The following is a 26,285-nucleotide window of genomic DNA, read 5'->3' on the forward strand; positions in this document are numbered from 1 at the left end:
GTGCCAAGTGGTGGGGCAAGAGCCTTTTGCTTACTTTTGGGCTCCTCCAAAAGTGAGCCGCTGTAAAAGCGGAACCATAGGAGGCCGTTACCGCAGAAATGGATATGTACTCCGCCTAATCCAACACCCCAGAGGCCGCCACGGGAGCAAGCTCCCTCGCCACAGGCCGCTACAAAGTTGTGTAGAAACCTATGCTGGGCCCTGGCTAAAGCGCCGTGCCCATCACCCCATCACCCCATCACCCCATCAGCTTTGGCAGAAGCGAATCCGGTTGCCGAACGGGTCGTACACTTCCAGAACCTTGCCCCAGCCCTGCTCGACTATCTCCGGACGTCCGTAACCGTAGCGTTTGCCCTGCAACTCATCGCGGAGCATGTCGATGTTGTGCATCGGCACGAATATCGTCGCCCCGGGGCTCGCATCGCCATGGTGTTCGGACAGGTGCAGTTGCAGGCCGTTACGGCTGATGCCCAGGTACAGCGGCAGATCCGCTTCGAAGCGATGTTCGAATTCGACGCTGAACCCCAGGAAATCCAGATAAAACTCCCGCGCCTTGGCTTCGTCGAACATTCGCAGGATCGGAATGGCTTTGTCGAAGGTCACAGCGGGCTGGGGATTTTCTTCTGGCAGCAGTGCCGAGGCGGTGTTCCAGTCCTTGTAGCCCAACTGCTGGGCGACCAGTTCAAGCGCGGTGGAGTGGGACACTGGTTGATGGTGCTGCTCGAGCGAAGCACGCAGGTGCTTGGCCATTTGCTTGGCTTTGAGGATAGACAGCATTGTGACTCCCGGAGTCGAAGCATTCTGGTGCTCGCGTTGCCAAACCTCGACTATCAAGAGTGATACAGGAGAGTTTGAAAAAAACCTGCTTTCACCTTTCCCAACGGGAGCGAGCGGCGGGCAGCAGCGGCCAGCGCCGATAGTACACAACCGCTCGTGAAGCTGCCAATCGCTTGATCACCCCCAGGCTTTGCGCCAGCCGCAAACGGCGTACGACACCCTGGTTGTCGCACGCCGTTTGCGGGGATTTACTGGAGTGCTGCCCGGAAGCTGTCGTCCAGCACTTCCAGCAGGAAGTCCGCATTGGCCTGGCTGAAAATCATCGAGGGACGCATTTTCAGCACGTTGTCATACGGCCCTTCGGTACCGATCAGAATCCCGCGCTCGCGGGCACCATCGGCCACCCGCTTGGCCATGTGCGTGGCGGGCACCTTGGTCTTGCGGTCGGTGACCAGTTCAATCCCAAGGAACAGGCCCTGTCCGCGCACGTCGCCGATCACCTCGTAGCGCTGCTGCAGCTTGCGGAAACCGTCGAGCAGATAGTTACCCATGGTCAACGCATTGAGCTTGAGGTTATCGCGCTCAATCACCTCCAGTACCGAAAGCCCCACCGCACAAGACACCGGACTGCCGGCAAAGGTATTGAAGTACTCCATGCCGTTGTTGAAGCTGTCGGCGATCTCCCGGGTGGTCACCACCGCCGACATCGGATGGCCGTTGCCAATTGGTTTGCCCATGGTCACTGCGTCGGGCACCACGCCCTGGGTTTCAAACGCCCACCAGTGACTGCCGACCCGACCAAAGCCGACCTGGACCTCGTCAGCCAGGCACAGACCGCCCTCCGCGCGAACCATGGCATAGACTTCCTTGAGGTAGTTTTCGGGGAAGAACAATTGCCCGGCGACGCTGGGAATCGACTCTGCCAAGAAAAATGCCGGGGCCCTGCCCTGCTTGCGCATGCAGTCAATCTGCTCCGCCACGCTTTGCGCAAAACGCTTGCCCAACTCCTCGAACGGCCAATCGTCCGGCGCACGGTAGGCATCCGGCACGGTCGCTTCAAACACGTGTTCGGCCCGGCCCTTGCCGGCCTTGCGCTTGTACTTGTAGGGGCTGAGGTCAATCAGTTCCTGAGTGGTGCCGTGGTAAGCCCAATCCAGCACGATGGCATCGTTGCGCCCGGTGTGGTTGCGCGCCATGCGCAGCATGAGGCTGTTGGCTTCACTGCCGGAACAGCCAAAGGACGCCACCGCCAAGCCTTCCGGCAAGGTCGCGGTGAGCCGCTCGGCATACTCCACGATATTGTCGTGCAGGTAGCGGGTGTTGGTGTTCAGGCGTCCTGCCTGGCGCGCCAGTGCTTGCACCACATCCGGATGGGAGTGGCCAAGGTGGCAAACGTTATTGAAGCAGTCCAGATAGGCCCGGCCGAAGTTATCGATCAACCAGACCCCATCGCCGCGCACGAACTTGATCGGGTCCGAATAGGAAATCGACAGGTTGGGCAGCAACAGCTCCTTGCGCTTGGCGACAATCTCAGCCTTGGTGCGGCCATCCTGGCTGTAGGTTTCTGGCGGGATCCCGGCCAGCGTCGAGGTGTCGGGGAACACATCGGCCCAGACCTCACGATAGGCCCGTTCACCGACCCCGATGAACTCGCTCGCTTTCAGGCCGATGTCCGTGGACATCTGGAAATGCACGTGGGGAATCCACCCGCCGTTTTCCTGATCCGCCCCCATGTGCCCGACCAGCGCCCCCGCTTCCAACTGGTCACCGGGTTTCAGGCGATTTAGCGCTTCATGGGCCATGTGGCCCCACAGGGTCAGGAATGGCGGGCACCCTTCAGGGGAGTGCTTGAGCATGATCAGGCCGCCGTAGCCCAACGGCTCCCACTCGACCTCGACGCTCTGCACCACCCCGGCGACCGGCGTATAGAGCGGCGTGCCAGCGGGCATGATCAGGTCGACACCGACGTGCACGATGCGCCGTTGCCCCTGGATGAAGCGCGACTCGAACGCAGCGTCGGTGTAGATGGTTCTTTCCTCGCCCCACGGCCCGATGCCCAGCGGCACCTTGTGCTCGGCCGCAAAGTCTTCCCACCACTGGGTGGCCTCTGCCGGACGCTGCTCGGCGGAAGCGACAGTCATCACATGGGCGGCATCGCCGAACGGCGCAATGGCCTTGTTCATGCTCGCCGCCGAAGGCCGCACGATATCCGCGAAGGACTGGCTGTTCTGCGCCACCCAGCGGCGAATCGCCCCCGCACCTTCGACCGCGTCAAACCCACAGGCCTTGCGCAGGATTGCTGTCGCCAGGCGCGGGTTCATCGCGTCCATCCGCTCCAGCAGGCGCCAGGCCGGTGCTTCGCTGATGGCAAGGTAAGGGTTGTCTTGCGTCTGGTCGTGGCGCGAGGCCGACAAGGTCACGCTGGTTACCAGGCGCATGGCGATCAGGTTGAACAGGACGTCCAGTTCCTCCGGCTGCAGCGGGTACTTCTCATGGAACCCGGCAGCCAGGGCGGCGGCCGCGCCGATGGGGTCCTGCATGTCGAGAATCGAATAGGCGCAGGTGATGGCTACTTCGGCGATCAGAATCGTGTGCACCGCATCGCCAAAATCGATGATGCCCGAGACTTTTTGGTGATTGCCGGAATCGACGAGGATGTTCCAATCGTTGCCGTCATTGTGAATGACCTGGGCACGCAGGCGCGCAAGCCGGGGCTGGACCTGTTGTTCGAAGGTCTCGATGAAGCGCTGCAGAATCGCCCTTTTGGCCGGGTCCTTGACGAAGTGCAGGCGTGCCCGCGAACGGGCGGCGTGGCGCAGATCCCAGTCCAGATCGCGCACCGCGCCGGGGTGCATGAAGCCCTGCAGCGCCCGATCGATCTCACCGAAGGACTGGCCAAGGCTGCGCATCAATTCGAAGGTACGCTCGACCTCGGCCATCGGCGTGCCGTGCAGCCAGCTGACCAGGCGCACCGCATGGGTCTCGCCGGAGGCCGCCACTGCCGTGGCGAGGAAATCGCCGGCCAGGCTCTTCTTTAAAAACGGCACGGTCAGCTCGGGATTGTGCCTGGCGAGGTGGCTGAGAATGGCCGTCTGGAACTCGCTTTCAACCCGTGGCTCGGTGGAGTTGACGACTTTCAGGATCCACCCCGCATCGCTTTGGGTCTGCAACCGATAGTTGCGATCTCGTTCACCGTCCAGCGGCGTGGCGGTACCGATTACGTTGAAAAGCTGCGCGCCCAGCTTTTCGGCATCGCCTGTCGAGAACTGCGGAGCAGGATGCGAAAGATTAGTCATAGTAATTGTTTTCCAAGCCATTTTTTTCAGATAGCTTGGCACGCGAAACCAGGGAAGGCAGTAAGTATACGGTCGGCTTTGGCCTGCATATTGTCGGAATCGACCGGCACAAAATCGGCAGCAAAAATGGGGAGTTGATATGCGCGACCTGGACACCAAAGACCGCGAAATCCTGGAAATCCTGTCGAAAGAAGCACGCATCGCCCTGAAGGCCCTGGCCGCGAGGATTGGCCTCTCACGCAGTGCTACCAGCGAGCGCGTGATCAACCTGGAACGCAACGGCGTGATCCGCGGCTACCGCGCCGACATCGGCGAAATCGACGCCCACGTGATTCGCGCCATCTTGCTGGTCAGCCTGAAACGCACCCCCGCCATCGGCCTGCTCGACCTGCTGGCCCAGAACTCCCAGGTACGCCGCGTCTCCTCGGTCAGTGGCCAGCTCGACCTGGTGATCGAGGTTGAATCGCGCACCATCGATGACCTCAATCGAGTCAGGGACGCCGTCGCGATTCACGAATCCGTTGAAGACATCACCACCGCAGTGGTCCTGCGGCGCGACATTGATCGGCAGTGATCCGCTGCTAGTCCGTGAGCGCTGATGCGCGCTCTGCCAGCGTGCGCTGCAGTTGCCGCAGATTGCGCTTGATGATCACCTTGTGCGCTGGACCGACCGGCACCATGTAGGCGCGGCCGAAGGCGTTGTGGGTGATCACCGATGAGGTGATCGTCATCACTCGAGCGCTTATCGACAGGCAAATCATCACATCCAGGTGCCGGTCCCGCTCGGTCAGAACCAGCACGTCGGGGGCACAATGCTCCACCCGGAAAAAATCCAGGTAGTCGCCCACACTGACTGTCTCGCGCTGGGTACCGGAAAAACCGCCGATGCGCTTCACCCCGAACAGCGAGGAAATCCGGTCCCTCACCCGGAACGCCAGGCGCATGAACCACCCGGTTTGTGCGGTAATGATGTTCCATGCCTCAAGCACACTGATATCCGCAGCCAGCGCGGCCGAGCGACAGTCGTAGTAATCCAGTTCGGACAGCGGACGCAGGGTGTGAACAGCTAATGTGCTAACCAAGGATAATCCCTCAACCTGGGTGAAAACGGCGGGTTGACCCGCCGTAAGGATTGCTAGAACAGCTCATCCAGCTGTTCGAAAAACTCACGCTTGCGCGCAATGCTGCGGCGCTTCGCACGTTTGCGCGGATTATCAGGCTCGCCCAGGGTTTTGAGAATAGGATTTTTGCCCTTAGAGCTTCATCCCCACCGCCAGCCGGTTAAACGCATTCATCAAGGCCGCAGCCAACGTCAGGTCGCTAATCTCGACATCGCTGAAGTGCGCTTTCAATGGCTCGTACAATTCGTCTGGCGCGCCCTTCTCACTGACGTAGGTGAGTGTCTCGGCCCAGGCCAGTGCGGCGCGTTCGCGGGCGTTGAACAGCTCGCTGATGCGCCAGCCCGCCAGGCAATCCAGCTTCTCTTGCGCCACCTCACTGTCGCGCAAGGTCTGCGCATGTTTGCCCAGGCAGAACGCGCAGCCGTTGATCTGCGAGATGCGCAAGTACACCAGCTCCAGCAGCGGCAAGCCGAGGGAGCTGGTAGCCAGCGCCGTGTTGGTGGCGAGCAGGCCCTGATAGGCGGCAGGCGACAGGGAAGGAAACGGCAGTCTGAGTTGGCTCATGGTGAAACTCCTCGGTAGAAAAAATCGCTCAGGCACAAACGAGATGATTGAACAGTGGCTCCAGTGCCAGGCGGGCGCGGCTATCGTCGAGCGTTGCGCGGACGGCCTCCTCACCCAACACCAAGCCCTGAAGATAAGAAAAGTGCAGGTCGAACAGCCCGAGAGTGTTCAGCACATGGCGCAGGTACGAGGTCAGGAAATCCGCTTGCCGGGCCCGCTCGCCCTGGTGAAAACCACCGGAACCGACAATCACGTACACCGGGCGATCGCGCAGCAGACCGGTCTTGCCCTCCGGGCCCGAGCTGAATGTGCGGTGAATGCGCAGGACGTAGTCGATCCACAGCTTGAGCGCGGCCGGCAGGGTAAAGTTGTGCATCGGCGTGGCTATCAGCAGCATATCGCTGCGCTCCAATTCGCTGATCAACGCCTCGGATACGGCGAACGTTGGCGAGTCGAACGGCGTGGCCGTGGTTAGCGCACGGGCATAGTCCATATCCAGCGGGGGCAACGGCTGCGCGCCGAGGTCGCGCTCGACCAGTTCGAGCTGCGGATAGCGGTTGCGCAGGGAGGCCACCAGTTCCAGTGCCAACTGGTTGGCGTGGGACACCTGCCCCTGCGGGCTGGCATTGAGCAACAACAGATTGTTCATGCCGGACTTCCTGCCCGCAGGCTCTGGGTGAAATGCATGCCACGGGCCAACAGCCCCTGGCGAAAATAGAAGCGTTGGGCCAACGGCATATGCAGGCCGGTATCCAGCACCAGGTGATCACAATCGCGCTGCACGGCCCGCTCGCGAACCGCGTTCAACAGTTGCGCGCCTACGCCGCTGCGCTGCAACTGGGGACTGACCACCAGATCATCAACGTAGATGAAACGCCCGTAGAGCAGGTTTTCCAACTCGCGGTAACCGGCCAGGCCGACCAGGCGTTCGCCCTCCTGCGCGGCCAGCAAACGGTAGCCCTGCTCCGCCTGCCGAACCAGTTGCGCCACATAGCGGTCCTGGTCATTGAGGTGCGGGCGCAACACGCCCATCAGCGCAAAGCTGGCCGCCAAAGCCTGCGGGTCGTCGAGGTGTTGAAAGGTGTAAGGCATGTGCGTTGTCCGCCGTGAAGAGATGGCTCACTTTAGGGCGGTAATGGCTTAAGCTACAGGGCCGAAAAATGCATAAATGACTAGGCCATGATTCCGCCCTTCCAACTGGATCGCTGCCAACCAGCCCCCATCTATCGCCAGCTGTATCAGCGATTTCGTGAATCGATCGCCGACGGTCGCCTGCGCCCGGGAGACCGGGTGCCTGCCGTTCGCGCACTGGCGGCGGAGCTGAACCTGGCGCGCGGCACCGTCGAAGCGGCGTACCAGTTACTGATTGGCGAGGGTTACCTGAGAGCTCGCGGGGCCGCAGGGACGGTGGTCACCCCTCACCTGGCAGCCGTTTCCTCGCCCATCCATCAGCCCCCGCTGACTTCAACCGCATACCAGGCCACCCACAGCGGGACGCAGCCGCTCGCCCTGCAGATGGGCCTGCCCGCGCTGGATGCCTTTCCGCGCAAGCTCTGGACTCGGCTGGCGGGCCGCCAGTTGCGCCAGGCCGGCCTCGAGGGGCTGGTCTACCCGGACCCACGCGGCCATGCGCCGTTGCGCGCGGCCATCGCCACCTACCTGGGCATCTCCCGCGGCATCACCTGCCGCCCAGAGCAGATATTCGTCTGCGCCGGCTATCGCGCGTGCCTGGACCTGATCAGCCACACCCTCATGCAGCCTGGCGATAGCTGCTGGCTGGAAGAACCCGGCTACTTCATGGCCCGCAACGCCCTGCTGGAAGCCGGCGCACAGTTGGTGCCGGTGCCCGTGGATGACCAGGGACTTGACGTCGCACAGGGCATCCGCCGCGCCCCGGATGCCCGCTTCGCCGTGGTCACGCCGACCCACCAGAGCCCGCTGGGAGTGTCGCTGTCACTGCCACGGCGCCTGGCCCTGCTGGACTGGGCCAACCGCCGGGGCAGCTGGATCATCGAGGACGATTACGACAGCGAATACCGCTACCAGGGCAAACCCCTGCCCGCCCTCAAGAGCCTCGACCAACAGGGTCGCGTGCTCTACACCGGGACCTTCAGCAAAGTGCTGTTTCCAGGCCTGCGCCTGGCCTACCTGGTGGTACCGGCCGACCAGAGCGAAGCGTTCGCCCGCCAGGCAGACCGACTGCATAACCACTGCCCGCACCTCCTGCAGGCAACCGTCACGGCATTCCTCAACGAGGGGCACTTCGCCCGGCACCTGAAAAAAATGCGCAGCCTCTACGCCCACCGCCGCCAATGGCTGGTGGAGGCGCTGCAACAACAAATGGGAGACCGCCTGCTGATCAACCCCCAGGCCGGCGGCATGCACCTGGTGGTGGGCCTTCGCGAAGGTGATGACAACCAGTTGGCACAGCGTGCCCGGTCCGTTGGCATCGCCGTCGAGCCGCTATCGCAGTGGTACCTGGAAGTCGAGCCGAGGCATGGCCTGGTACTCGGCTTCACCAACATCACCAGTGCCGAACAGGCAACAGCGGTGGCGCGGCGCCTGGCGCAAATTATCTAGAAGGATGGAGTCAAAAGCAGCGGCGTCGCCGACGTTGAGCGCGCGCAGTGCCAGCCATTCATGACTCGCTCTCGGCGCTCTTGGCAGAATGAAATCCCGCGAAAATCATGCCGAACAACCAGCCACCGATCATGGCTAGATAGATGGACCTGTACCCTGGGACGGTATAGGCCAGCAAATAATTGAGTGCCGTCACCGCAATCGCGGCAAAGAGAAACTGCTTGCGCGTAAACCTGCTTAGAAAACGCTCTGCGGCGGCGTTCAGGGCCTTGAGGTACTTCATTGGCTTCATCCTTGAAAAACCCGGCAATCCTAACCCAAGCCCTACTGACACACCAAGGCGCAAGCTCCGTCGATTGGCAAGAAACGACAACCTATCGCTGCCGTTCAAATGGTTTTACGCGTTAGCCAGGCCCCCCAGAACAGGCTACTGAAGAAGCGCGTAGCGTCTGCGAATCCGGCGTCAAACATCAATTGTTGAACCGCCGCCTCGGAATGGGGTGGGTCGGCACCCTGAAGGATTCTCCCCAGCTTGGCCTTCACTTCATCCGCGCTGGCGCCATGTTGTCGCCACCGTTGCCCCCAGGCCGCAAGCAATAACGGTTGGCTGGCATAAGCATATTGATTGCCGGCGACAATCAACGGCGCACCCGGCTTTAGATGAGCCCGAATGGAGCGTAAAATCTGTCGCTTCGCAGCATCCCCCTCGAGATGATGGAGCACCCCGATCAAGGTCGCTGCGTCGTATGACTCATCCGCAACCAGGTCTTCAACATGGCCGAGATGCAGGCTGGTTCGCTCAAGCAGATTGTTTGCCTGCAACTGCTGCGCCGCAGCCTCGAGCATCGGCTCAGATGGATCAACGGCAGTGAAGCGCCAGGTCGGCTCCAGCGCTGCCATCGCAATAATCTCCTGAGCCGTACCACCCGCGCCAACCACCAGCACTTTCGCCGAGCGCGCATCGCCCAGGCTTGCCGCCAGCATGCACGCAGCAAGATCCTGGCAGGCGTCATACCCGGCTAATGCGATACGGCTCTGGCGTGCGTACTCATTAGCCCGTGAAGTATCGAATTTTTCAGCTGAGTTCAGAGGGGATGATTTCAAGGCGGTTCTCCGTGTCCTTGAATCAAGCTACGCCAGATAATTTGATAAGAAAAATTCATTAATTTTATAAGAGGCATTCCTCAAAGGAATGTTCGGGGCGGGTTCTTGTGAGGCGTTAGTTGCACGATGCGAAGGACAACCAGCGGCCACCAGCAGCCGCTGGACAGCCTCGTGGCGAGTCGGTAGCGTCGACCTTCCAGGCGTATCAATTGGAGGCGTGGCAATGACAACAGTCGATGTGAAATCCCGATTCGAAGCAACGCTTCTTCGTCCGGCGAAGCCTGGCAATGATACGTCGTGGGCGTTCTTGGTACTGCCAAGAGACGCGAGTGAACAGTTGCCGAGGCGAGGAAGGACGACAGTTGAAGGCACAATCAATGGGCACCCTTTCCAGGCAACCCTTGAGCCGGATGGTCAACTGAGCCATTGGCTGCAGGTCAGTAGAGCGTTACTCAAAGCCGCAGGCGCGGCCGTTGGGGATGTCGTTGCACTCGAACTCACTCCTGTGAAGGAGGAACCCGAACCTGAGATCCCGCCAGATCTTCAGGAGGCACTGGCAGCCGCTCCAGAGGCTCATAAAGTCTGGAGGGATACGACGACCATCGCCCGAGTCGACTGGATACACTGGATCACTTCAGCCAAGCAACTCAAGACGCGCGCAAAACGAATCAGTGATGCCTGCGACATGCTCGCGTCCGGCAAGAAGCACGTTTGCTGTTTCGACCAGTCCGGCTATTACAGTAAGGCCTTCCGCGCGCCCGAGGCCGTCTAAAGGGGACGGATTTATTATCCCTGGCGTCAGCCCTTGGTCAGATCAACCAACGGCGTCTGCCGCACCTCAGTCTCCCGCCCACCCTGGATCTCGCTCACTTGCTTCAAGGTCTTGTCCACTGCTGCCTTATCCGCCAACAAGCTGTAGCTGATGCGGAACAGCTTGTGCTCCTTCGGCGCAATTGTCGGGACCAGGTTCAGTGGCCGCTGATAACGACGGTTGTAGGAAAAACTTGTCCCCGGCTCCAGCCCCGTGACATAGCCCTGGCCCTGGGTATCGGTGTTTTTCCACAGGGAAAACACCGGCAGTGTCTGAGTATTGAAGCCGACCGCAACGCCCAGGCTACCGGCCTTGTTATGCAACACAGTCAACGTATCGCCCTTGGCATCGGCATACGGCACCACGTTGTAAACCGTTTCGTCGTAGTCCTTGGTTGGTGCGCGGTAGGTTTGCCAATCGGGCAGATCGCCCTTGGCCTTGTCGTTGAACGGCGACACCTGTTTTACCGGCGCGGCGAAACGAGCGCCCTGCTCCAGGAACGGCGTACTGAAGTTACTGTGATACAGCGCTTGGTATTCCTTCGGATAGTCGCCGTTGTTGGTCAGGGTGTCGTTGAGGGCGAACACCACGCTGGCGGGTTCGGTGACCAGTTCGGTCGCGACCGAGAAGTCGACCTTCTTGAACGCCTGCTCTTTCAGTTCACCGCGCAGGGTGATGGCGTACGGTGGTTTCTCATCGATGTGCAGGGTGACTTTGTTCGCAGGAATGTTCGCGGCCCGACCGTGCAGGGTCAGCAGCTCGCCGTTGTCGACGCCGGGGTGGCCGACCCATTCATATCCGCAGCGGGTAACCAGCTCATTGAAACCTTCCAGCCAGCCCAGGCCACCGCGGCCATTGAGTTCGATGAAGGACGGATTGACCACTTCCTTGACCGGCGAATCCCAGCCCATGCGCACATCACCGACCGAGGCCTGCAACACGTTCATGCCGCGAGTCGGCACTACCGAGAGTTTCATCGTGCCGTTATCGATGTCGACGATGCTGACACCCTCCTGCCGACCGCCGTGCAAGGTGCGCAGGATAACGCTGAAGGGTTTGTCGGTTTTTATGCCGAGCTGCTGGCTGGTGATCTGCCAGTTCTGGGCGGCTTTGTCGGTGTCGAGCAGAACGTAATCCCAGGCCATGGCGTGGGAGGCAGCGGACAGTGCGCTGAGGGCAACAACGAGTTTGAGCGGGGTCATGGCGGCAGCCTTTCTTGGAGTTGTGCCTTTTTATAAACTTGATGAATCGTTTCAGCAAGCTTAAAAAGGGACAGATTTATTATCCCTGACAACCCACTGCCGCCGCTTACTGGTCCAGGAACTTGATGACAGCACTGGCGAACAGTTCTGGCTGGTCCAGCATGACGAAGTGAAAGCTGCCATCAATGCGCCTGAAACTGATGTTTGGGGTCGACACATAGGCGTTACGGAACATTGCATCAACCTGGGTCGCATCTATGCCGTAAAGCAAATCGTAGGCATAGACGACCTCGACCGGCACCCTGATGCGTCCAAGCTCAGGCCGCAGGTCGGTGACCATCAGCTCATGCATGGCATCGGCCACGGTCTTGCGGTCCGAGCTTGTTCCCGCCGCGGCCAAGCCAGGCCTGACCGCTTCAGTTTTGGCGAGACGGGCGATGGATGCATGCTGCATGACTTCCGCCTGTTCAGCCGTTGCCGCTAACATTGCATCGCGCATCGCAGCAGCCTGCGGGGTCGCCACTTCACTGGTCGCCGAAGGGTCAAACAGCAACGCATAAAAGGGCAGCGCATCGACAATCATCAGGCGTCCAACTTGGTCGGGATGACGAGCACCTAGCATCAGTGCCACCTCACCGCCCAACGAATGGCCAATGATGGCCGGGGCCTCGATGCGCTGGCTGCGGATATATTCAGCGATCGCCTCGGCCGTGGGCGCTACTACTTTCCCGCCTGGATCGGATACGGCAGGCGAGCCGGCAAAGCCAGCTACCTGTACCAGATGAAGACGGTGGCTCTGCTGTAGTCTGGAGGCCAAATCAGCCCACACTTCGTAAGACGACGCCAATCCCGGAATCAATATGATGTCTGGTCCCGAGCCTTGGACCAGCACCGAAATACCACCCTGTTTGATCGCTCCTGGCGGCAGGGGCGCAGCCTGGGCTGGCGATGCAGACACCAGCGCCAACGTTGTGCCGATCCCGGCAAGGATCATTCTCAAACGCATGGCGTTGCCCTTTTAGCGCAATGCGAAAAATAAGCGATATCACAGTCGCCAATCACACCGACGAGTAGGCAGCTTGAGGGGTACATAGCCATTCCTTTGACCGACAAAATATCGCCACTATACGGTGCACGAAGGCGCCGGGAAACTATCCTCTCATGCAATCCTTAGCGTCCGTTTTGGGTCGACAGCTGCCGGTCGCGATCGGCAGAAATCGGCTAAAAACGGTCGCTGGACACCCGACTCTACTAGGCGATATTGTCGACACGACCAGCCATCACTGTAAGGACAAGGAATGTTGCGCGTACTGGGTAAGGCATCATCGATCAATGTACGAAAAGTACTCTGGGCCTGCGCTGAGATTGGAATCCCCTTTGAGCGGGAGGATTGGGGTTCTGGATTCAGGTCGACGCAAACGCCCGAATTCATGGCGTTGAATCCCAATGCCATGGTGCCGGTCATCCAGGATGACGATTTCATCCTCTGGGAGTCAAACTCGATTATTCGCTACCTGGCGTCTCGCTACGACGACACCGGTTTGTACCCGATCGAAGCAAGGGCCAAAGCGCGTGTGGATCAATGGATCGATTGGCAAGCGTCGGATCTCAACAAATCGTGGAGTTATGCCTTTATGTCGCTGGTCAGGCATTCGCATGGGCATCAAGACAGCCATGCATTAGCAACCTCATGCGATGACTGGTCGAGGCACATGGAGATTCTCGATAGACAGCTCGACTCAACCGGGGCCTACGTCATTGGTGACAAGTTTTCTCTTGCAGACATACCGATTGGACTCTCGGTTAATCGATGGTTTGAAACACCCTTCGCTCATCCGAACTTTCCTGCAGTGAGCGACTATTACGAACGTCTGAGTCGGCGACAAAGCTACCGGCTGTACGGAAGGAATGGAACGCCATAACGCTGTAGCAGAGTTGTTTGATCGCAGTTCAGGCAGATCGGTTACTACTCATTCCAGATGTCCGCATTGGGTCGATTGCTGCAGTTCACGACCGGCCGCTTTCGGCCGATTGTATTGAAAAAGTCGACCCGGCCTGGCTACCCATGCATCAAGCGGTGAGAGCGGCTTTTTTGCACGCCGACACTTCAAATCTGAGTCCTCAACCCTCTGCTCTAAACACAAATTTCAATCTCAGACGCGCACTTTTCTGCCGTGGAAACCGAAGCCGACTTTTTTAACACAATCGTCCAAAAGCGGACGTCAAAAGCAATTAAACAAATATGCCCCTTTAGTGCTCCAAGTAAGTTTCGGAGTGAAAAAAGTTGCCGAAAGGCGGCTTGCTATCCTTAATTGGCTCACGTTTCGTAAGCAATGACGTAGCTGTTACCGGAGCGCTTGATATGAGCAAAGCCAAGCGAGCCCAAGTGCATGCCAGCAACCATCAAGTTGTCTGAACTAGCTACATCCAGCAATCTCGTTCGCGTGGCCGCCGATAGCAGCGGGTCCTGGTCGAATGCAATCGTGACATCGGGGCGTGCAATCTGAATCTGAGGAAAGTGAACGATATCGCCCCACACCAGCAGGCTGCCCAACCCGGACTCGAAGCAGTATCCGCAGTGCCCGACGGTATGCCCAGGCAACGGCATCGCGCTGATGCCTGACAATACGTCATTGGTGGTGAACGGGCGGAGATTTTTCCGGTACCGCTCGAACACCCTTCGTGCAAACAGAAAGTTTCCGCGTGCGCGTTCACTGGCCTGGCCAAGATGGCCATCGTCCTCCCAGAACATTAGCTCTCGCTCGTGCACAACCAACTCAGCATTGACGAATGCCATTTCTCCCACTGCGTTTAACAAGCCACCGATATGGTCGGGGTGCGCGTGGGTCAGCAGAATCGTGTCTATTTCACCGGGTTTCACGCCAGCCAATGCAAGATTGGCCGGTAACTCGCCGCCCCATTGTTTGAAGCCACCAGCCCCGGCGTCGATCAGAATCGTGCGGCCACGCCCACGTACCAGATAACAATTGATATGGATTGAGGCTGGATTGCTGATCCCGGCAGCTGACTGAAGTCGGGCCGCCTCCGTTGGCGTGATGTTGGCTAGAAAATCCAGGCTAGCACCCAAGTAGCCGTCGCTGATGGCTGTGATTGAATAATCGCCAATTTGCTGGCTGGGGAGTCTCCCACGATGTATGTCCACGTTACTCATGACTGTAACTGCACAGTCATTGCACGATACACATTCAGTCCCGGCAGATCGATGGCCCTGGCCTGAGCGCAATCCAGTTTGGCCAGCCAGCGGTGCGCAGGGGTACTGTCCAAAGCAACGGCGTGTAGCGCTATAGGTGTAAGGCCTAACTCAATCAGTACTTGAGGGCCTTGTTCACTGACCAACAGGAATTCGTCCGCGCCCACGGCAACTGCTCGGTCCGGGCCGGCGTAGAGGTTGCGTCTCCAATCAGTGATGTGCGACTGCCAACGGGAAAAGTTGCCGCCCCCTTTTTGGCGGTACTGATCGCTCTGCAATACGGCAAGCGTGTCGACTGAATGTAGGGCCAAGTAGGCCGGGTAATCGCCGCTCAAGGCTTTGAATCGCTGCGAGGAGCTAAATCCACTCACCGAGATCAACGCGGGCAGTTTTTCCAAGCTGTAAAACGCATTCCACTCGGCTTCGCTGGCGGGATCAGCGTAGTTGCATTCGACTGTGTAAATCATCATGGCACTTCATTTGTTGATGTTTCATCATGCTAGCGGCACGCCAAGCAGCCATAAAACGACTTTTCGGCACCAATCAGTGACTAAAAATCAAGGTCGGTGCTGTGACTTGAACCAGGAAAGCCCATGCGTCGAAAGCTCCCTAGTAACGCTGCCCTGATAGCCTTTGAAACAGCAGCCCGCCATGGCAGTTTTGCCCGTGCCGCAAACGAATTGGCCTTAACCGAAGGTGCCATCAGTCGGCAGATAGGCCGCCTGGAGGCCTTTCTTGGCGTCACCCTATTCGAGCGCGTTGGCAACCGTGTGCGGCTCTTACCTAATGGTGAGCGCTACGCTGCCCAAGTGCGCGAACTACTCGACCGACTCGACAGGGACAGCCAGTATTTGATGGGGCAGCCCAGCGACGGCGCAAGTCTTGATATCGCCGTCAGCCCAACCTTTGCCCTGCGCTGGCTAATTCCTAGGCTGTCTGGCTTTGGCGAGCAACACCCGAATATCTGCGTGCACCTCTCGGAGCGTATGGAGCCATTCGTGCTTGCCGGTAGTGGCTTTGATGCCGCCATCCATTTTGAGCACCCGGCCTGGACAGGTATGCACACGCACTGTCTGTTGAACGAAGTGTTAATTCCGGTTTGCCACCCTTCCCTCCTGAATCCCGGCAAGCAGGTAACTGCTCTGGATTCACTGCCGCGATTACACCGACGACAGAACCCGGATGCGTGGCAGCGCTATGCCCAGGAAACCGGAATTGTCCTGAGCAACGCAGCGATGGGCGCGCGCTACGATTTGCACGCGATGTTGATCGAGGCTGCACTGGCGGGGCTCGGCGTGGCACTCGTCCCGCGCCTGTACGTGGAAGCAGAGTTGGCGCAAGGTCGGCTGGTTGCGCCATGGCCCCAGGAGAAGAATATCGCCAAGACGTTTTGCCTCGTGTTACCCGAACCCCTTGAGCTAAGCCGCGCTCCCATCCAGGCATTTGCGCATTGGCTGTTGGAGGAAGCGCACGCGAAGTAGGGGCATGCAGTGGTGCCCGTACCGGATCGGTTTCGTAGGCCACACGAATGCTAATCCCCAGGGTAAACGTGTCGGTGCGCGACCGGTTATTCAGTAGGTAAGTGATGAAAATGTTGCGGCTGCTTTTGGCCGATTTTCGCCTTCCACCGTCAGCTTTGGGTCGATTCTGTTGAAAAGTCGGTCATGGTTTCCACGGTAGAAAAGTACGCGTTTGAGATTGAAATCTTTACTTCGAGCAGAGGGTTCGGGGCTCAGATTTCGCGTAGCTATGCGCAATAAAGACGTTTTCAGCGGTCAGTATTGGGGCAATCTGGGCGAAACGACTTTTTCAACAGAATCGGTCGTTTTCAGCCGGTGACGACAGACAGAAATCGGCTAGAAGCGGCAAATCGCTCAAAACTCTCAAAAACCACAGATTGCTGAAATCATCAGGATCCGAAACTAGCTCACTCGGTCGAAGAGACGGACGCTTTGCTGCCCAAGCGGATTAGTTCATTGGAGAAACACAGGCCGACGATAATCAGTGCTGCTCCCGCATACAGGCTTTCGCGCGGCACTTCATTGAGCGCCACAAACGCCAGCAGCGCGGCGAACAATGGCTCGGTCAGCTCCAGCGCTTGCACTTGGGATGGCTTGAGATACTCGATGGCCTTGGTGGTGCAGAAGAAGCCCAGGATTGTCGGCAGCGTGGCCAGCGCCAGCAGCGCAGCGATCGCCAGCGGCGACAGCTCGCCCATCGCAAAACCATCGGCCGCAGCCGGCATCAGCAGGTACAGGCTGCCAAAGAACAACAATTGCCGGGTGAAGTGCAGCCCTCCCGAAACACCCATACGCTTCATGGCAACTGAAAAGGCCCCATAGCCGCAGCCGGCCATGCAGGCGAGCGCAGCGCCTTGCAGGTTAAAACCCTGCTGCAGGTCGCCGCCGAAGATCACCGAGATCCCAGCGATAGCCAGTGCGGCGCCAACGGTTGCGTTGGCGGTGATGGCATCCTTGAGGAAAATGCGCCCCAGAATGATCGAGGATATTGAGGCGCTGGCCATCAACACCACCACCACACCTGCCGCAGCGTAATGTCGATAAGCGGACGTTTCGAAATGGAACAGCACGAAGATGCCAAGGAATGCGCAGATAGCCGCTTGAGTCCATTTGGTCGACACCGCCGGGCGCTTGAGGAGAAACAGTAAGATCGAGAGAAGCACGCAACCAAGTACGGTCTTGATGGCAGCGACACTGCTAGCGGTGAAACCATTACTCATGAGCACTTTACTGAGCACACCGATCGTTGCGTTCAGTGCCGCAGCGCAGAGTGCAAACATGACGCCTTTGCTGAAAGTAGATTGCATTGTTGACGATCCCTGTCGCTGAATTGTCGTTCGATAGAGTGCCGTCCTACATCGACGGCGAAAAGTTTGAGGATGCCCGCAAGGGAGAAGTCAGAGGGCCTAGCCCTTGGCTATGCAATATGAGTTGACGAACCTTGCAGTGTGCTGCAAAGACTGTCGTATATCCGGCTTGGCTATTCCATGCCTGTTGGCAAACTGCTCGACCGCCGCGGTATCAAAACGAGTGGTCTGGATGAAGTCCAAGGCTTCGGGTTTTGAATTCAAAAACCGCGCAACGGGAGGAATACTCAGTAGCAACTTCAGCAATCGGAGTGAAATGTAATGCTTGGGAGACTTTAAGCCCAAAGGTTGTGCCGCCTGTACCAGCAGTTCTCGCAAGTTGGGCGTTTGGTCATCGAGCGCCAGCAGTTCCTGACCCACCATGGCAGGATCAAAAGCACACACCGCCACCAGTTCAACCAGGTAATCCACGGTAACCAGTGGCAGCCAGTGCTCGGCGGTACCAGGCACTGCAGTCAGCTTTCCCTGCACAAGGTTGCGTATCAGCTCCACCAGCGGCTGACCGTCAAGGATATGCCCCGTACGGCTGTGGCCACAAACCGTCGCGGGATGGACAACGGTAATCTCCCCGCCCTTGGCGGACATGACCTCCAGGGTCGCAAAATGCGCCTCCAGCTTGCTCCCCTCGTAACCACCGACACGTCGGTAGACAGCAGGCCAATTCGTCAGCTGCGGATAACGAGGATCAATTCCGATGCGCTGCAGATGTTCATGATTTTTCAGCATGTAGCCGCCGATCATCACTAACCGGCTCTTTTGCTCAGCCGCCAACAGCGCCACGCGCTTTGCCCCTTCCACATTCACCGCACGAGAATGCTCCACTGAAAGCCCCCATGCGAAGTGGGCGCCCAGATGGAATATGACGCTGGCGCGCCTTAGCACTTCTCGGTCAGCAAGACTCAGCCCGAGATTGTCCCGTTCCAGATCGCCAGCAACGGCAAATACCCGGGCTGCGCAGCCTCTCAAATTGTCGACTTGCTCGCGCAGTGCAACCAGTCGATCCGGGCGACGCATCAACACCCGAACGGTGTGACCTTTTGCACTCAGGTACGCCACCAAATGTTGACCGATAAAGCCGGTACCCCCCGTGACAAAGCACTCCACGCTCATTTCCCTGTTCCTTGTTTAAGGTGAGAAATCAAGCGTAAACTATCGACCCAACTCTACAGTCAAGCGGTGTTTTCATGAAAATCGGCGAACTCGAAGCCCGCAGCGGCGCCAGCCGCCATACGCTGCGTTACTACGAACAAATCGGCCTGATCTCACCGCTGCGGCAAACTAACAACTATCGCGTTTACACCACGCAAACGCTGCAGGATCTGGACTTTATCCAGCGCGCGCAAAGCATGGGGTTTTCCCTGGGGGAAATAGGCGAGATTCTGGATGCGCAGCGCAACAAGCTGATCGATTGTGCTGACGGCGCTAAGTTAATTGAAAAAAAGATGGCAGAAATCAAACAGAAAATCGCCAGCTTCCAAAGCATCTATCAGTATCTGGATCAAGAGCGTGCAAACCTCGAAGCCAGTGCTGCCAAGCAGCTTGAACTTCAGCAACTGAGTAACCCTTCCAACCGAACTGTCAGCATCTGAGAAACCGAAGCTGCATCGGCAGTCGCGTGAGCACGCCCTTCAAATATGCATACGGATCATGGCCGTTAGGCCACTACATGGGCACGGCAATCAGCACTATCGCCGTCCCATGTGCGGCGACGGCAGCACTTACGCCATAGCGCATGCGCACCAAAGCGCAGACCAGCCCCTCGACCAGCGTGAACAGTAAAATCGGCCAGCCAATCCGGGTAACGCTCAGTGCCAGGAACGAATGGCAGGCGGCGAAGGCGATAGCACTGATCAGGGCTGCTCGTAGTGCACAAGTGTGCTGTTCGAGGTGTCCTTGCAGGAACCCGCGAAACAGCACCTCTTCCAGCGCGTTGCCGCCGTAGGCCAGCACGACCATGCCCAGCAACCAAGGCCAGTACCCTGCTAACTCGCCTACATCGGTGCCTTGATAGAGCCGCAATGGAACACCGATCGCACAGCCGGCAGCGATGCCCAGGGCAAGTCCGGCGCCGAGATTGCCCTTGCGCCAGACCACGAGTTTCCATAGCTCGGGGGCGATCCGTGCCAGAGCGGCGATGATCGCCAGCGACAGAACGCCTAGCGTGGCCAGGACCAATGGATTTGAAATAAAGCCGATCTGCACGCCGCCACTCAGGGACCATAAGCGCAGCGGGGTCATCACATCGCGCATCAGTACGAAGGTCAGCAGCAGGATCACAATGCGTAGACCTGGCTGCGTCTTTGGTGTCAGCCAGAACCACAGGGCACAGAGGCAAAGACCTGGAAGCAGGTAAATGCCGTAGTCGATGAGTAGCGAAAGTCCTTCGGCGATCATTTGGCCGTCCATGGGATGCGAAGCAAATGCTGAGGGTAGGCGCTGCGCAGCAAGCTGAGACTGTGTTTATCCCTGCCTGGTTATTAACGGAGTGAACCGTCGCAGCGTTTGTCGACGAGGTACCAGCTGGCTATTGCTCCTTCGCCTGCCGGAACTCCTCCCGGGTAGGCATCGTCCAGTCCTCGGCTGTTCTTTCATGCACCGAGTCATCGCGCAGCGCGCCATCGTAGGTGAACGTCAGCAAGTAAAATCCAAATGCGGTTGCGGCTAACGCGGCTCGACCCATGGGGTTCGCATCTTTGGATAATCCACCTGGGCCAAGCGCGACCCAACCGCCGCGACAGTACGCAAAGACTGCCTGGATAAGCCATCCGTGCACCAGCAGCGCGCCAAAGAAATTCGGTCCATCCCCGGCAAAACGCACAAAGGCGTTTACCAGGGCGGCCGCGATCATCAACGCCAGTAACCAGTACCGATAGCGCCTCAAGAATGCCAAGACGGTGCTTTCCATTCCCATACAACTCTATCCCTACTAACGATGGCCTGGACTTGCCATTTAACCATAAGGGTTCCAGGCAAGAAGGTTAATCAGGACCTTGATAGTCACCCCCCTTTGGCACACGCCTCAGGCCGCTAGTAGCCGAACATCGACTTGCTCTCCAGGTACTCGTCAAACCCCTGCTCACCCCACTCACGTCCATTGCCCGACTGTTTGTATCCGCCAAACGGCGCGGCCTGGTCAGCACGCGCGCCGTTGATGTGGACCATCCCCGTACGCAGTTGGCGGGCCACCGCGCGACTGCGATCCAGGCTCGCCGAGGTGACGTACCCCGACAAACCGTAAAGGCTGTCGTTGGCAATGGCTATGGCCTCGGCTTCGCTGTCGTACGGCATGATCGCCAAGACCGGACCGAAGATTTCTTCACGCGCCACCCGCATATCCGCGGTGACGTCGGCAAATATCGTCGGTTGCACGTAGTAGCCGCGCTGAACCCCTTGTGGCCGGCCCAGCCCTCCGGCGACCAACCGCGACCCCTCGGTCATCGCCTGCGCGATCATCGCCTGTACACGCTCGAACTGCACGGCGTTCGCCACCGGGCCGAGGGCTGACGCCGGGTTACTGTCGTCGAAGCACACCTGCGCCAGCACGTCCCTGGCGAGATCAATCACCGCCTGTTGCTGGACACGGGGCACCAGCAGCCGCGTCGGCGCATTGCACGACTGGCCACTGTTGCGGATACACCCCAAGACCCCGTGACGCACCGCGTCGGACAGGACGGCATCGTCCAGCAGGATGTTCGCCGATTTGCCGCCCAGCTCCTGGGACACCCGCTTGACCGTATCGGCCGCCGCCTTCGCCACGGCAATGCCAGCGCCGGTCGAGCCGGTAAAGGACACCATGTCCACGTCGGCATGGCGTGCCAGCGCGGTACCCACGCCAGGGCCGTCGCCGTTGACCAGGTTGAACACGCCTTGGGGCACCCCGGCCTCATGCAGGATTTGCGCGAGGATCAGCGCCGACAGCGGCGCGCGCTCACTCGGCTTGAGGACCACGGTGCAACCCACCGCGAGGGCTGGCGCGAGCTTGCAGGTGAGTTGATTGAGCGGCCAGTTCCAGGGCGTGATCAAGGCGCATACGCCAATCGGCTCACGCACCACCAGCGTATTGCCCAGGCGCCGTTCGAAGCGGTACTCGCGCAACACCTGCAGCGCCTGCGTCAGATGGCCCAGCCCCGCCGGCACATGGGCACTGCGGGCCAGGGACGGCGGCGCGCCCATCTCCAGGTGAACCGCTTCGATCAACGCTTCGCTGTGGCGTTGGTAGGCTTCGATAATGCGTTGCAGCAGGTCGATACGCGCTTGCAGCGAACTCGCGGCAAACGCCGGGAACGCCTGGCGGGCCGCACTGACTGCACGGTCCACATCCTGCGCGTCACCGAGGATGATGCGCGCCACCGCCTGCTCGGTGGACGGGTTCACCACTGTTTCGACGGTTTCACCATGGGGTTTGACCCAGGCGCCGTCGATGTAGAACTCAAACAAATCGGACATGCCATCGACTCCCATCAGGCGACCTGTTGCAACGCATCCGCCAAGGTGTCGAACACCTGGGCGATCTCCTGCGGGCTGATCACCAGCGGCGGCGAAATCACGATGGTATCGCCCGAGCCGCGCACCAGTACGCCGTGCTCGAAGCACCACTGCGCCACTTCGCTGCCCCGTGCGCCGGCGGCACCGGGGCGCGGTTCGAGTTCGACGGCGCAGAGCAAACCGACGGTGCGGACGTCGAGCACCGGGCCAACACCGCGCAGCGTCAGCGCGGCTGACTGCCAGAGCCCGCTGACCGCGTTGACGTGTTGATTGATGCCCAATTCACGATGCAACTCGATGGTCGCCAACCCGGCCGCACACGCCAGTGGATGCGCCGAATAGGTGTAGCCGTGCATCAGCTCGATGACATTGGTTGGCCCGGCCATGAACGCTTCATACACCGCGCCGCTGACCAGCACACCGCCCATGGGTACGGCGCCGTTGGTCAGGCCTTTCGCCGTGGTGATCAGGTCCGGTGTCACGCCGAAGGCTTGAGCGGCGAAGCTGGCCCCGACACGGCCAAAGCCGGTAATCACTTCGTCGAAAATCAACAGCACGCCGTGCCGGGTGCAAATCTCGCGCAGGCGTTGCAAGTAACCCTGGGGCGGCGGGTAGACACCGCCGGAGCCAGTCACCGGCTCAACGATCACCGCGGCCACGGTGCTCGGGTCCTGGATCTCCAGCAGCTGTGACAGTGCATCGGCATAACTGGCGCCCTGCTGTGGCAGTCCCGCGCTGAAACGCATCTGCGCGTCATAAGGCAGCGGCAGGTGTGACACCTCCCCCAGCAGCGGGCCAAACTCACGTTTCTGCCGGCCGATACCCGACACCGACAGCCCGCCAAAGCCCATGCCGTGGTAACCCTTGGCCCGCCCGATAAACTTGGTCCGGCGGCTGTCGCCCCGGGCCTGGTGATAGGCCCGAGCAATTTTCAGCGAAGTGTCGACCGCCTCGGAACCTGAGTTGGTGAAGAACACCTGCTCGATGCCGGCCGGGCTGATTTCGATCAAACGCTCGGCCATCTCCAGGGCGTGGGGATGGCTCATCTTGAATGAGGAGACAAAGTCCAGGCGCCCCGCCGCTTCGCGAATCGCCTCGACGATTTTTGCCTGGCCATGTCCGGCGTTGACGCACCACAACCCCGCCATCGCATCGAGTACCCGTCGGCCATCGGTGGTGGTGTAGTACATGCCGTCGGCGCTGGCGAACATCATCGGTTGCTGCTGGAACTGGCGCATCGGGGTAAACGGTGCCCAGAACGCGCTGGACCGGGAACCTGATGGGTTGGACAGATCGTTCATAGCGACTCCTGCAAAGTACTGGTTGGATGGCCGGTCAGCGTCGGGCGCTGCAACGGGCCAGCGTTAACGTTGACGCGGCGGTCCACAGACAAGCTGCCGCGCTCGATGCGGCAAGTGACGTGGTCACAAAAGGCGGTTTCGACAAATTGCCAGGTCATGCTCAACGCGCCGTCCTCGGTCCAGCGCGCCTGCGCCACCACCGGGGTGATTTGCGGCTGGTATTGGTGATGTAGATAGTGTCCGGTCATGCTGGTCTGGCTTTCGATACCGTCGGCAAGCCCTGCGCGAATGCAGTGGGTGCCACGCGGGTCGGTGAGGTAAAAGTCGCAATGGTCGGGGCCAAACTCCAGGCATATCGTGCTGACCTGATCTTCATTGGCCTCCATCACAAACGTGCCGCTGAACTGCGCCTGACGCGGCGAGGCCGACGCACCAGTCATAACCGGCCGCCGCTGATTGGCCAACTGCGCGGCAAGATCGGCATCTGCCGCGCAGTCGCCGGGCACGCCCAACGCCGGCACCAGGTGCTCCCACAGCAGGCTATGCAGGCGCCTTTCACCCAATGGCAGCCCGGCGGTAAACGCAATCACCGCGTTGTGTTGCGGCAGCACAATGCACTGCTGGCCAAACACCCCGGAGGCGTAATAGCCGCCGTGCAGGGTCATCCACCACTGGTAGCCATAGCCCTCGCGGCGCGTCACAGCTGCGTTGCTCGACTCGTCGCGACCCAGGTAGCGCTTGCCATCGAAGGCACCCATCCATACATCGTCGACGTGCCCGCGCGTGGCCTGCGCCACCCACTCTCTGGACAGTAATTGTTGCCCCTCCCAGTTACCTTGCTGTAAGTGCAGCACGCCGAACTTGAGCAAGTCCTCGGTGCTGCAACTCAAGCCATTGCCGCCCGTGTTGAAGCCACCCGGTGCCAGGTCCCACTCGATGCGGCCCATGCCCATGGGTTGGAACAGACGGGTGTTGCACAACTCGAACGCCGTTTGGCCGCTGACCACGCTGACAATGGCCGAGAGCATGAAGCTCGACGCGCTGCTGTAGATGAAGTGCTGCCCTGGCAGATCTGCAACCGGCTCATTGAGGAACAACTTAACCCAACTTTCACTGCGACCCCGCCAGGCCCCGCCAGAAATACCCTGGCGATGCCCGGTGCGCATGGTCAGCAAATCGCCCACGGTCATGGCGGCCAGGTTGGTGCTGACGGGTTTCGGGCAGTCGGCGGCGAAAAAATCCACCACCTTGGCGTCCAGTGACAGCACGCCGTCATCAACCAATAGCCCAATGGCCATGGACACCCAGCTCTTGGTTGCCGAATGCTGCACATGGAGTCGGTCGGCACGGTAAGGCGCCCAAAATGCTTCAGCCACCACCGCACCGTCGCGGTACAGCATGAAACTGTGCAACTGAAGGCCCGCAGCGTTCACCGCATCGATGAACTCACTCACGCCACGCGCCGATACGCGTTGTTGGCTGGGCAATGCCCGCCGCAACGGCAAACTCGTCATCTGATCTATCCCCTCATTTCCATTGCCTGGGCGTGCAACAGGCTGACCCTGCTGCACGCCGTCACTGCTACCAGAGCGCTACGGTGTAGCCGACAATCACTCGGTTTTCATTGGTGTCACGGGCGAAGTTGCTGGTGGCGCTCGCGTTCTGCCAACGCAGCGAAACGTCCTTGAAAGTGCCGCTCTGCACCACATAGCCGAGACTCAGATCGCGTTCCCACTCGCGCCCTTCGCCGTCGAAGCCAATGACCTTGGCGTTGTCGCCCTTGGCATAACGCGTCGAGAACAGCAGGCCGGGAATGCCCAGCGTGGCGAAGTCATAGTCATAACGGGCGTGCCAGACGCGCTCGCCGGTCTGGGAGAAGTTCGCCAGTTGGTACTCGGTGAACAGGTACGTGTTGGTGCCGTCGACATAGGTGAACGGCGTCGAACCGTACTGCTCCTGGTAACCGCCACTCAGGTTGTGGCCATGCAGGCCATAGCCCACACGCGTACTCAACGCACGGTTATCGACTTTGCCGGCCAGCCCTGCGGCATCTTCGCTCGCGTCGAAGTAGCGGATGTCCGTCTTGAACGTGCCGGGGCCCCACTTGAAGCTGTTTTTCAAGCCCAGGTAATGCTGACGGTACAAGCTCTCCAGTTGCGCGAACTGGTAAGTGGCGATGGTGCTCGGCGTCAGCTTGTACTCACCGCCGGCGTAGCGGAACTCATCGCTTTTGGCGCTGCTTTTGTACGCGCCGTACTGGCTGGTGAGGCCCATGTCTTCGTAGTTGGTCGAATCGCGCTGCTTGACCTGATCCAGTTGACCCACGGTCAAGGTCAACTGGTCGATGTCCCTGGAGGTCAGCGCGGTGCCGCTGAAACTCTGCGGGAACAGACGACTGAGGTTCGGTTGCAGGGTGGGCAGGTCAGGCACCATATAGCCCACACGCAGCTCGCTTTGCGCCAGGCGCGCCTTGCCGGTGACGCCGAGCTTGGAGTAGTTGTCGTGGGCACGGCGGGCATAGCTGGGGGCACCCGGTTCGGCGACGCTTGAGCGGGACAACAGCCCGGTGCCCGAGTTGTCCGGGCTCGAATCGAGCTTCATCCCGAACATGCCAACCGCGTCGAGGCCAAAACCGACGGTGCCTTCGGTAAAACCCGATTGGACGTTGAGGGTGAAGCCCTGTGCCCACTCGGCGCGCTTGCTCTGGCCGCTGGACTCGCGATAGTCGCGGTTGAAGTAATAGTTCTTCAGTTCAAGCGCAGCCTTACTGTCGGCGACGAAGTCAGCCTGGGCAAACAAGGGCATGAAACCGGCGCCCATGACACTGGCACTGGCGAGGACTGTGTTGAAGCGGATATTCATGTGTAGGTTCCTGGCAGACAGGGTGAGTGGAGTTGTTTTTGTTTTCTTCGGCCATGGCTTCGCCTGCTTCGCCAATCAGCGATT

26 protein-coding genes are annotated in these 26,285 nt (G+C 59.6%); 6 read left to right on the top strand and 20 right to left on the bottom strand.

The genetic code is table 11. The annotated features are described in order from the left end of the window. Positions 1–246 precede the first annotated feature (246 nt). Together ACIOVD_RS24000 and ACIOVD_RS24005 are read right to left on the bottom strand one after the other, a co-directional pair. Positions 247–777: a glyoxalase superfamily protein gene (locus tag ACIOVD_RS24000; RefSeq protein ID WP_095169738.1), complete on the bottom strand. Its 531-nt coding sequence runs from the start codon at positions 775–777 to the stop codon at positions 247–249. Between the two features lie 248 nt (positions 778–1,025). Further along, the gene (locus ACIOVD_RS24005; protein WP_401130596.1) at positions 1,026–4,073 is read right to left on the bottom strand and encodes an aminotransferase class III-fold pyridoxal phosphate-dependent enzyme; all 3,048 of its coding nucleotides are present in this window, start codon (positions 4,071–4,073) and stop codon (positions 1,026–1,028) included. Positions 4,074–4,212: 139 nt separating this feature from the next. On the opposite strand from ACIOVD_RS24005, the gene ACIOVD_RS24010 reads away from it, so the two are divergent. After that, complete coding sequence (locus ACIOVD_RS24010; RefSeq protein ID WP_095169736.1) at positions 4,213–4,647, top strand: Lrp/AsnC family transcriptional regulator; 435 nt, start codon at positions 4,213–4,215, stop codon at positions 4,645–4,647. Positions 4,648–4,654: 7 nt separating this feature from the next. Here the strand turns inward: ACIOVD_RS24010 and ACIOVD_RS24015 are convergent, their stop codons facing one another. The 4 genes from ACIOVD_RS24015 to ACIOVD_RS24030 all read right to left on the bottom strand — a co-directional run bounded on the left by ACIOVD_RS24015 (position 4,655) and on the right by ACIOVD_RS24030 (position 6,850). Then, the gene (locus ACIOVD_RS24015; protein ID WP_401130598.1) at positions 4,655–5,155 is read right to left on the bottom strand and encodes a DUF2867 domain-containing protein; all 501 of its coding nucleotides are present in this window, start codon (positions 5,153–5,155) and stop codon (positions 4,655–4,657) included. 171 nt (positions 5,156–5,326) lie between these two features. After that, positions 5,327–5,758, bottom strand: coding sequence for a carboxymuconolactone decarboxylase family protein (locus tag ACIOVD_RS24020; RefSeq protein ID WP_095169734.1), 432 nt, complete (start codon positions 5,756–5,758; stop codon positions 5,327–5,329). A gap of 28 nt (positions 5,759–5,786) precedes the next feature. After that, on the bottom strand, positions 5,787–6,407 hold the full coding sequence (locus ACIOVD_RS24025) for an FMN-dependent NADH-azoreductase (RefSeq protein WP_401130600.1): 621 nt from the start codon (positions 6,405–6,407) through the stop codon (positions 5,787–5,789). Further along, complete coding sequence (locus tag ACIOVD_RS24030) at positions 6,404–6,850, bottom strand: GNAT family N-acetyltransferase (protein WP_401130602.1); 447 nt, start codon at positions 6,848–6,850, stop codon at positions 6,404–6,406. Before ACIOVD_RS24030 ends, ACIOVD_RS24025 begins: the two co-directional genes overlap by 4 nt. An 87-nt stretch (positions 6,851–6,937) precedes the next feature. On the opposite strand from ACIOVD_RS24030, the gene ACIOVD_RS24035 reads away from it, so the two are divergent. After that, the gene (locus ACIOVD_RS24035) at positions 6,938–8,338 is read left to right on the top strand and encodes a PLP-dependent aminotransferase family protein (RefSeq protein WP_401130604.1); all 1,401 of its coding nucleotides are present in this window, start codon (positions 6,938–6,940) and stop codon (positions 8,336–8,338) included. Positions 8,339–8,396: 58 nt separating this feature from the next. Here the strand turns inward: ACIOVD_RS24035 and ACIOVD_RS24040 are convergent, their stop codons facing one another. Together ACIOVD_RS24040 and ACIOVD_RS24045 are read right to left on the bottom strand one after the other, a co-directional pair. Next, positions 8,397–8,621: a hypothetical protein gene (locus ACIOVD_RS24040; protein ID WP_095169730.1), complete on the bottom strand. Its 225-nt coding sequence runs from the start codon at positions 8,619–8,621 to the stop codon at positions 8,397–8,399. A 104-nt stretch (positions 8,622–8,725) separates the two neighbouring features. After that, on the bottom strand, positions 8,726–9,442 hold the full coding sequence (locus ACIOVD_RS24045; protein WP_401130606.1) for a class I SAM-dependent methyltransferase: 717 nt from the start codon (positions 9,440–9,442) through the stop codon (positions 8,726–8,728). Between the two features lie 223 nt (positions 9,443–9,665). Between ACIOVD_RS24045 and ACIOVD_RS24050 the strand changes: the two genes are divergently transcribed. Then, positions 9,666–10,214 (top strand): YdeI/OmpD-associated family protein, encoded by a 549-nt coding sequence (locus ACIOVD_RS24050; RefSeq protein WP_401130608.1) that lies wholly within the window; start codon positions 9,666–9,668, stop codon positions 10,212–10,214. A 26-nt stretch (positions 10,215–10,240) separates the two neighbouring features. Here ACIOVD_RS24050 and ACIOVD_RS24055 read toward each other — a convergent pair whose 3' ends face one another. Both ACIOVD_RS24055 and ACIOVD_RS24060 read right to left on the bottom strand, forming a co-directional pair. Beyond that, positions 10,241–11,455 (bottom strand): aldose 1-epimerase family protein, encoded by a 1,215-nt coding sequence (locus tag ACIOVD_RS24055; RefSeq protein WP_401130610.1) that lies wholly within the window; start codon positions 11,453–11,455, stop codon positions 10,241–10,243. A 106-nt stretch (positions 11,456–11,561) separates the two neighbouring features. Then, positions 11,562–12,461, bottom strand: coding sequence for an alpha/beta fold hydrolase (locus ACIOVD_RS24060; RefSeq protein ID WP_401130612.1), 900 nt, complete (start codon positions 12,459–12,461; stop codon positions 11,562–11,564). Positions 12,462–12,753: 292 nt separating this feature from the next. Here ACIOVD_RS24060 and ACIOVD_RS24065 point away from each other — a divergent pair, with 292 nt between their 5' ends. After that, positions 12,754–13,377 (top strand): glutathione S-transferase family protein, encoded by a 624-nt coding sequence (locus ACIOVD_RS24065; RefSeq protein ID WP_027618193.1) that lies wholly within the window; start codon positions 12,754–12,756, stop codon positions 13,375–13,377. 395 nt (positions 13,378–13,772) lie between these two features. Here ACIOVD_RS24065 and ACIOVD_RS24070 read toward each other — a convergent pair whose 3' ends face one another. Both ACIOVD_RS24070 and ACIOVD_RS24075 read right to left on the bottom strand, forming a co-directional pair. After that, positions 13,773–14,627: an MBL fold metallo-hydrolase gene (locus ACIOVD_RS24070; RefSeq protein ID WP_401130614.1), complete on the bottom strand. Its 855-nt coding sequence runs from the start codon at positions 14,625–14,627 to the stop codon at positions 13,773–13,775. Then, positions 14,624–15,133 carry a sugar ABC transporter gene (locus ACIOVD_RS24075; protein ID WP_401130666.1) on the bottom strand — a complete coding sequence of 170 codons (510 nt, stop codon included), beginning with the start codon at positions 15,131–15,133 and terminating at the stop codon, positions 14,624–14,626. The genes ACIOVD_RS24070 and ACIOVD_RS24075 overlap by 4 nt, the downstream gene beginning before the upstream one ends. Positions 15,134–15,259: 126 nt before the next feature. Between ACIOVD_RS24075 and ACIOVD_RS24080 the strand changes: the two genes are divergently transcribed. Then, positions 15,260–16,147, top strand: coding sequence for a LysR substrate-binding domain-containing protein (locus tag ACIOVD_RS24080; protein WP_401130616.1), 888 nt, complete (start codon positions 15,260–15,262; stop codon positions 16,145–16,147). Positions 16,148–16,593: 446 nt separating this feature from the next. Here the strand turns inward: ACIOVD_RS24080 and ACIOVD_RS24085 are convergent, their stop codons facing one another. Then, on the bottom strand, positions 16,594–17,493 hold the full coding sequence (locus ACIOVD_RS24085) for a DMT family transporter (protein WP_401130618.1): 900 nt from the start codon (positions 17,491–17,493) through the stop codon (positions 16,594–16,596). A gap of 99 nt (positions 17,494–17,592) precedes the next feature. Next, entirely contained in the window at positions 17,593–18,663 is a 1,071-nt protein-coding gene (locus ACIOVD_RS24090) for an SDR family oxidoreductase (protein WP_401130620.1), read from the bottom strand. 74 nt (positions 18,664–18,737) lie between these two features. On the opposite strand from ACIOVD_RS24090, the gene ACIOVD_RS24095 reads away from it, so the two are divergent. Further along, entirely contained in the window at positions 18,738–19,142 is a 405-nt protein-coding gene (locus ACIOVD_RS24095; RefSeq protein WP_159995442.1) for a MerR family transcriptional regulator, read from the top strand. Positions 19,143–19,215: 73 nt separating this feature from the next. On the opposite strand, the gene ACIOVD_RS24100 is transcribed toward ACIOVD_RS24095, so the two are convergent. From ACIOVD_RS24100 to ACIOVD_RS24125, 6 genes are all read right to left on the bottom strand, one after another. Then, on the bottom strand, positions 19,216–19,947 hold the full coding sequence (locus ACIOVD_RS24100; protein ID WP_401130623.1) for a type II CAAX prenyl endopeptidase Rce1 family protein: 732 nt from the start codon (positions 19,945–19,947) through the stop codon (positions 19,216–19,218). A gap of 130 nt (positions 19,948–20,077) precedes the next feature. Next, complete coding sequence (locus ACIOVD_RS24105) at positions 20,078–20,458, bottom strand: hypothetical protein (RefSeq protein ID WP_401130625.1); 381 nt, start codon at positions 20,456–20,458, stop codon at positions 20,078–20,080. A 122-nt stretch (positions 20,459–20,580) separates the two neighbouring features. After that, positions 20,581–21,999 (bottom strand): aldehyde dehydrogenase family protein, encoded by a 1,419-nt coding sequence (locus ACIOVD_RS24110; RefSeq protein ID WP_401130627.1) that lies wholly within the window; start codon positions 21,997–21,999, stop codon positions 20,581–20,583. A 14-nt stretch (positions 22,000–22,013) separates the two neighbouring features. After that, positions 22,014–23,339, bottom strand: coding sequence for an aminotransferase class III-fold pyridoxal phosphate-dependent enzyme (locus ACIOVD_RS24115; RefSeq protein ID WP_401130629.1), 1,326 nt, complete (start codon positions 23,337–23,339; stop codon positions 22,014–22,016). After that, entirely contained in the window at positions 23,336–24,853 is a 1,518-nt protein-coding gene (locus ACIOVD_RS24120; RefSeq protein WP_401130631.1) for a serine hydrolase domain-containing protein, read from the bottom strand. Before ACIOVD_RS24120 ends, ACIOVD_RS24115 begins: the two co-directional genes overlap by 4 nt. A 67-nt stretch (positions 24,854–24,920) precedes the next feature. Next, a complete protein-coding gene (locus ACIOVD_RS24125) occupies positions 24,921–26,201 on the bottom strand; it encodes an OprD family porin (protein WP_401130633.1) in 1,281 nt (426 codons plus the stop codon). Positions 26,202–26,285: the final 84 nt, after the last annotated feature.

Origin of the sequence: Pseudomonas sp. NPDC087626 (assembly GCF_044743405.1) — a bacterium.
Classification (GTDB): Bacteria; Pseudomonadota; Gammaproteobacteria; order Pseudomonadales; family Pseudomonadaceae; genus Aquipseudomonas.

Coding starts and splice junctions, on each gene's coding strand:
- ACIOVD_RS24000 (WP_095169738.1), bottom strand. CDS start 777: ATGCTGTCTATCCTCAAAGCCAAGCAAATGGCCAAGCACCTGCGTGCT.
- ACIOVD_RS24005 (WP_401130596.1), bottom strand. CDS start 4,073: ATGACTAATCTTTCGCATCCTGCTCCGCAGTTCTCGACAGGCGATGCC.
- ACIOVD_RS24010 (WP_095169736.1), top strand. CDS start 4,213: ATGCGCGACCTGGACACCAAAGACCGCGAAATCCTGGAAATCCTGTCG.
- ACIOVD_RS24020 (WP_095169734.1), bottom strand. CDS start 5,758: ATGAGCCAACTCAGACTGCCGTTTCCTTCCCTGTCGCCTGCCGCCTAT.
- ACIOVD_RS24025 (WP_401130600.1), bottom strand. CDS start 6,407: ATGAACAATCTGTTGTTGCTCAATGCCAGCCCGCAGGGGCAGGTGTCC.
- ACIOVD_RS24030 (WP_401130602.1), bottom strand. CDS start 6,850: ATGCCTTACACCTTTCAACACCTCGACGACCCGCAGGCTTTGGCGGCC.
- ACIOVD_RS24035 (WP_401130604.1), top strand. CDS start 6,938: ATGATTCCGCCCTTCCAACTGGATCGCTGCCAACCAGCCCCCATCTAT.
- ACIOVD_RS24040 (WP_095169730.1), bottom strand. CDS start 8,621: ATGAAGTACCTCAAGGCCCTGAACGCCGCCGCAGAGCGTTTTCTAAGC.
- ACIOVD_RS24050 (WP_401130608.1), top strand. CDS start 9,666: ATGACAACAGTCGATGTGAAATCCCGATTCGAAGCAACGCTTCTTCGT.
- ACIOVD_RS24055 (WP_401130610.1), bottom strand. CDS start 11,455: ATGACCCCGCTCAAACTCGTTGTTGCCCTCAGCGCACTGTCCGCTGCC.
- ACIOVD_RS24060 (WP_401130612.1), bottom strand. CDS start 12,461: ATGCGTTTGAGAATGATCCTTGCCGGGATCGGCACAACGTTGGCGCTG.
- ACIOVD_RS24065 (WP_027618193.1), top strand. CDS start 12,754: ATGTTGCGCGTACTGGGTAAGGCATCATCGATCAATGTACGAAAAGTA.
- ACIOVD_RS24070 (WP_401130614.1), bottom strand. CDS start 14,627: ATGAGTAACGTGGACATACATCGTGGGAGACTCCCCAGCCAGCAAATT.
- ACIOVD_RS24075 (WP_401130666.1), bottom strand. CDS start 15,133: ATGATTTACACAGTCGAATGCAACTACGCTGATCCCGCCAGCGAAGCC.
- ACIOVD_RS24080 (WP_401130616.1), top strand. CDS start 15,260: ATGCGTCGAAAGCTCCCTAGTAACGCTGCCCTGATAGCCTTTGAAACA.
- ACIOVD_RS24085 (WP_401130618.1), bottom strand. CDS start 17,493: ATGCAATCTACTTTCAGCAAAGGCGTCATGTTTGCACTCTGCGCTGCG.
- ACIOVD_RS24090 (WP_401130620.1), bottom strand. CDS start 18,663: ATGAGCGTGGAGTGCTTTGTCACGGGGGGTACCGGCTTTATCGGTCAA.
- ACIOVD_RS24095 (WP_159995442.1), top strand. CDS start 18,738: ATGAAAATCGGCGAACTCGAAGCCCGCAGCGGCGCCAGCCGCCATACG.
- ACIOVD_RS24100 (WP_401130623.1), bottom strand. CDS start 19,947: ATGATCGCCGAAGGACTTTCGCTACTCATCGACTACGGCATTTACCTG.
- ACIOVD_RS24105 (WP_401130625.1), bottom strand. CDS start 20,458: ATGGAAAGCACCGTCTTGGCATTCTTGAGGCGCTATCGGTACTGGTTA.
- ACIOVD_RS24110 (WP_401130627.1), bottom strand. CDS start 21,999: ATGTCCGATTTGTTTGAGTTCTACATCGACGGCGCCTGGGTCAAACCC.
- ACIOVD_RS24115 (WP_401130629.1), bottom strand. CDS start 23,339: ATGAACGATCTGTCCAACCCATCAGGTTCCCGGTCCAGCGCGTTCTGG.
- ACIOVD_RS24120 (WP_401130631.1), bottom strand. CDS start 24,853: ATGACGAGTTTGCCGTTGCGGCGGGCATTGCCCAGCCAACAACGCGTA.
- ACIOVD_RS24125 (WP_401130633.1), bottom strand. CDS start 26,201: ATGAATATCCGCTTCAACACAGTCCTCGCCAGTGCCAGTGTCATGGGC.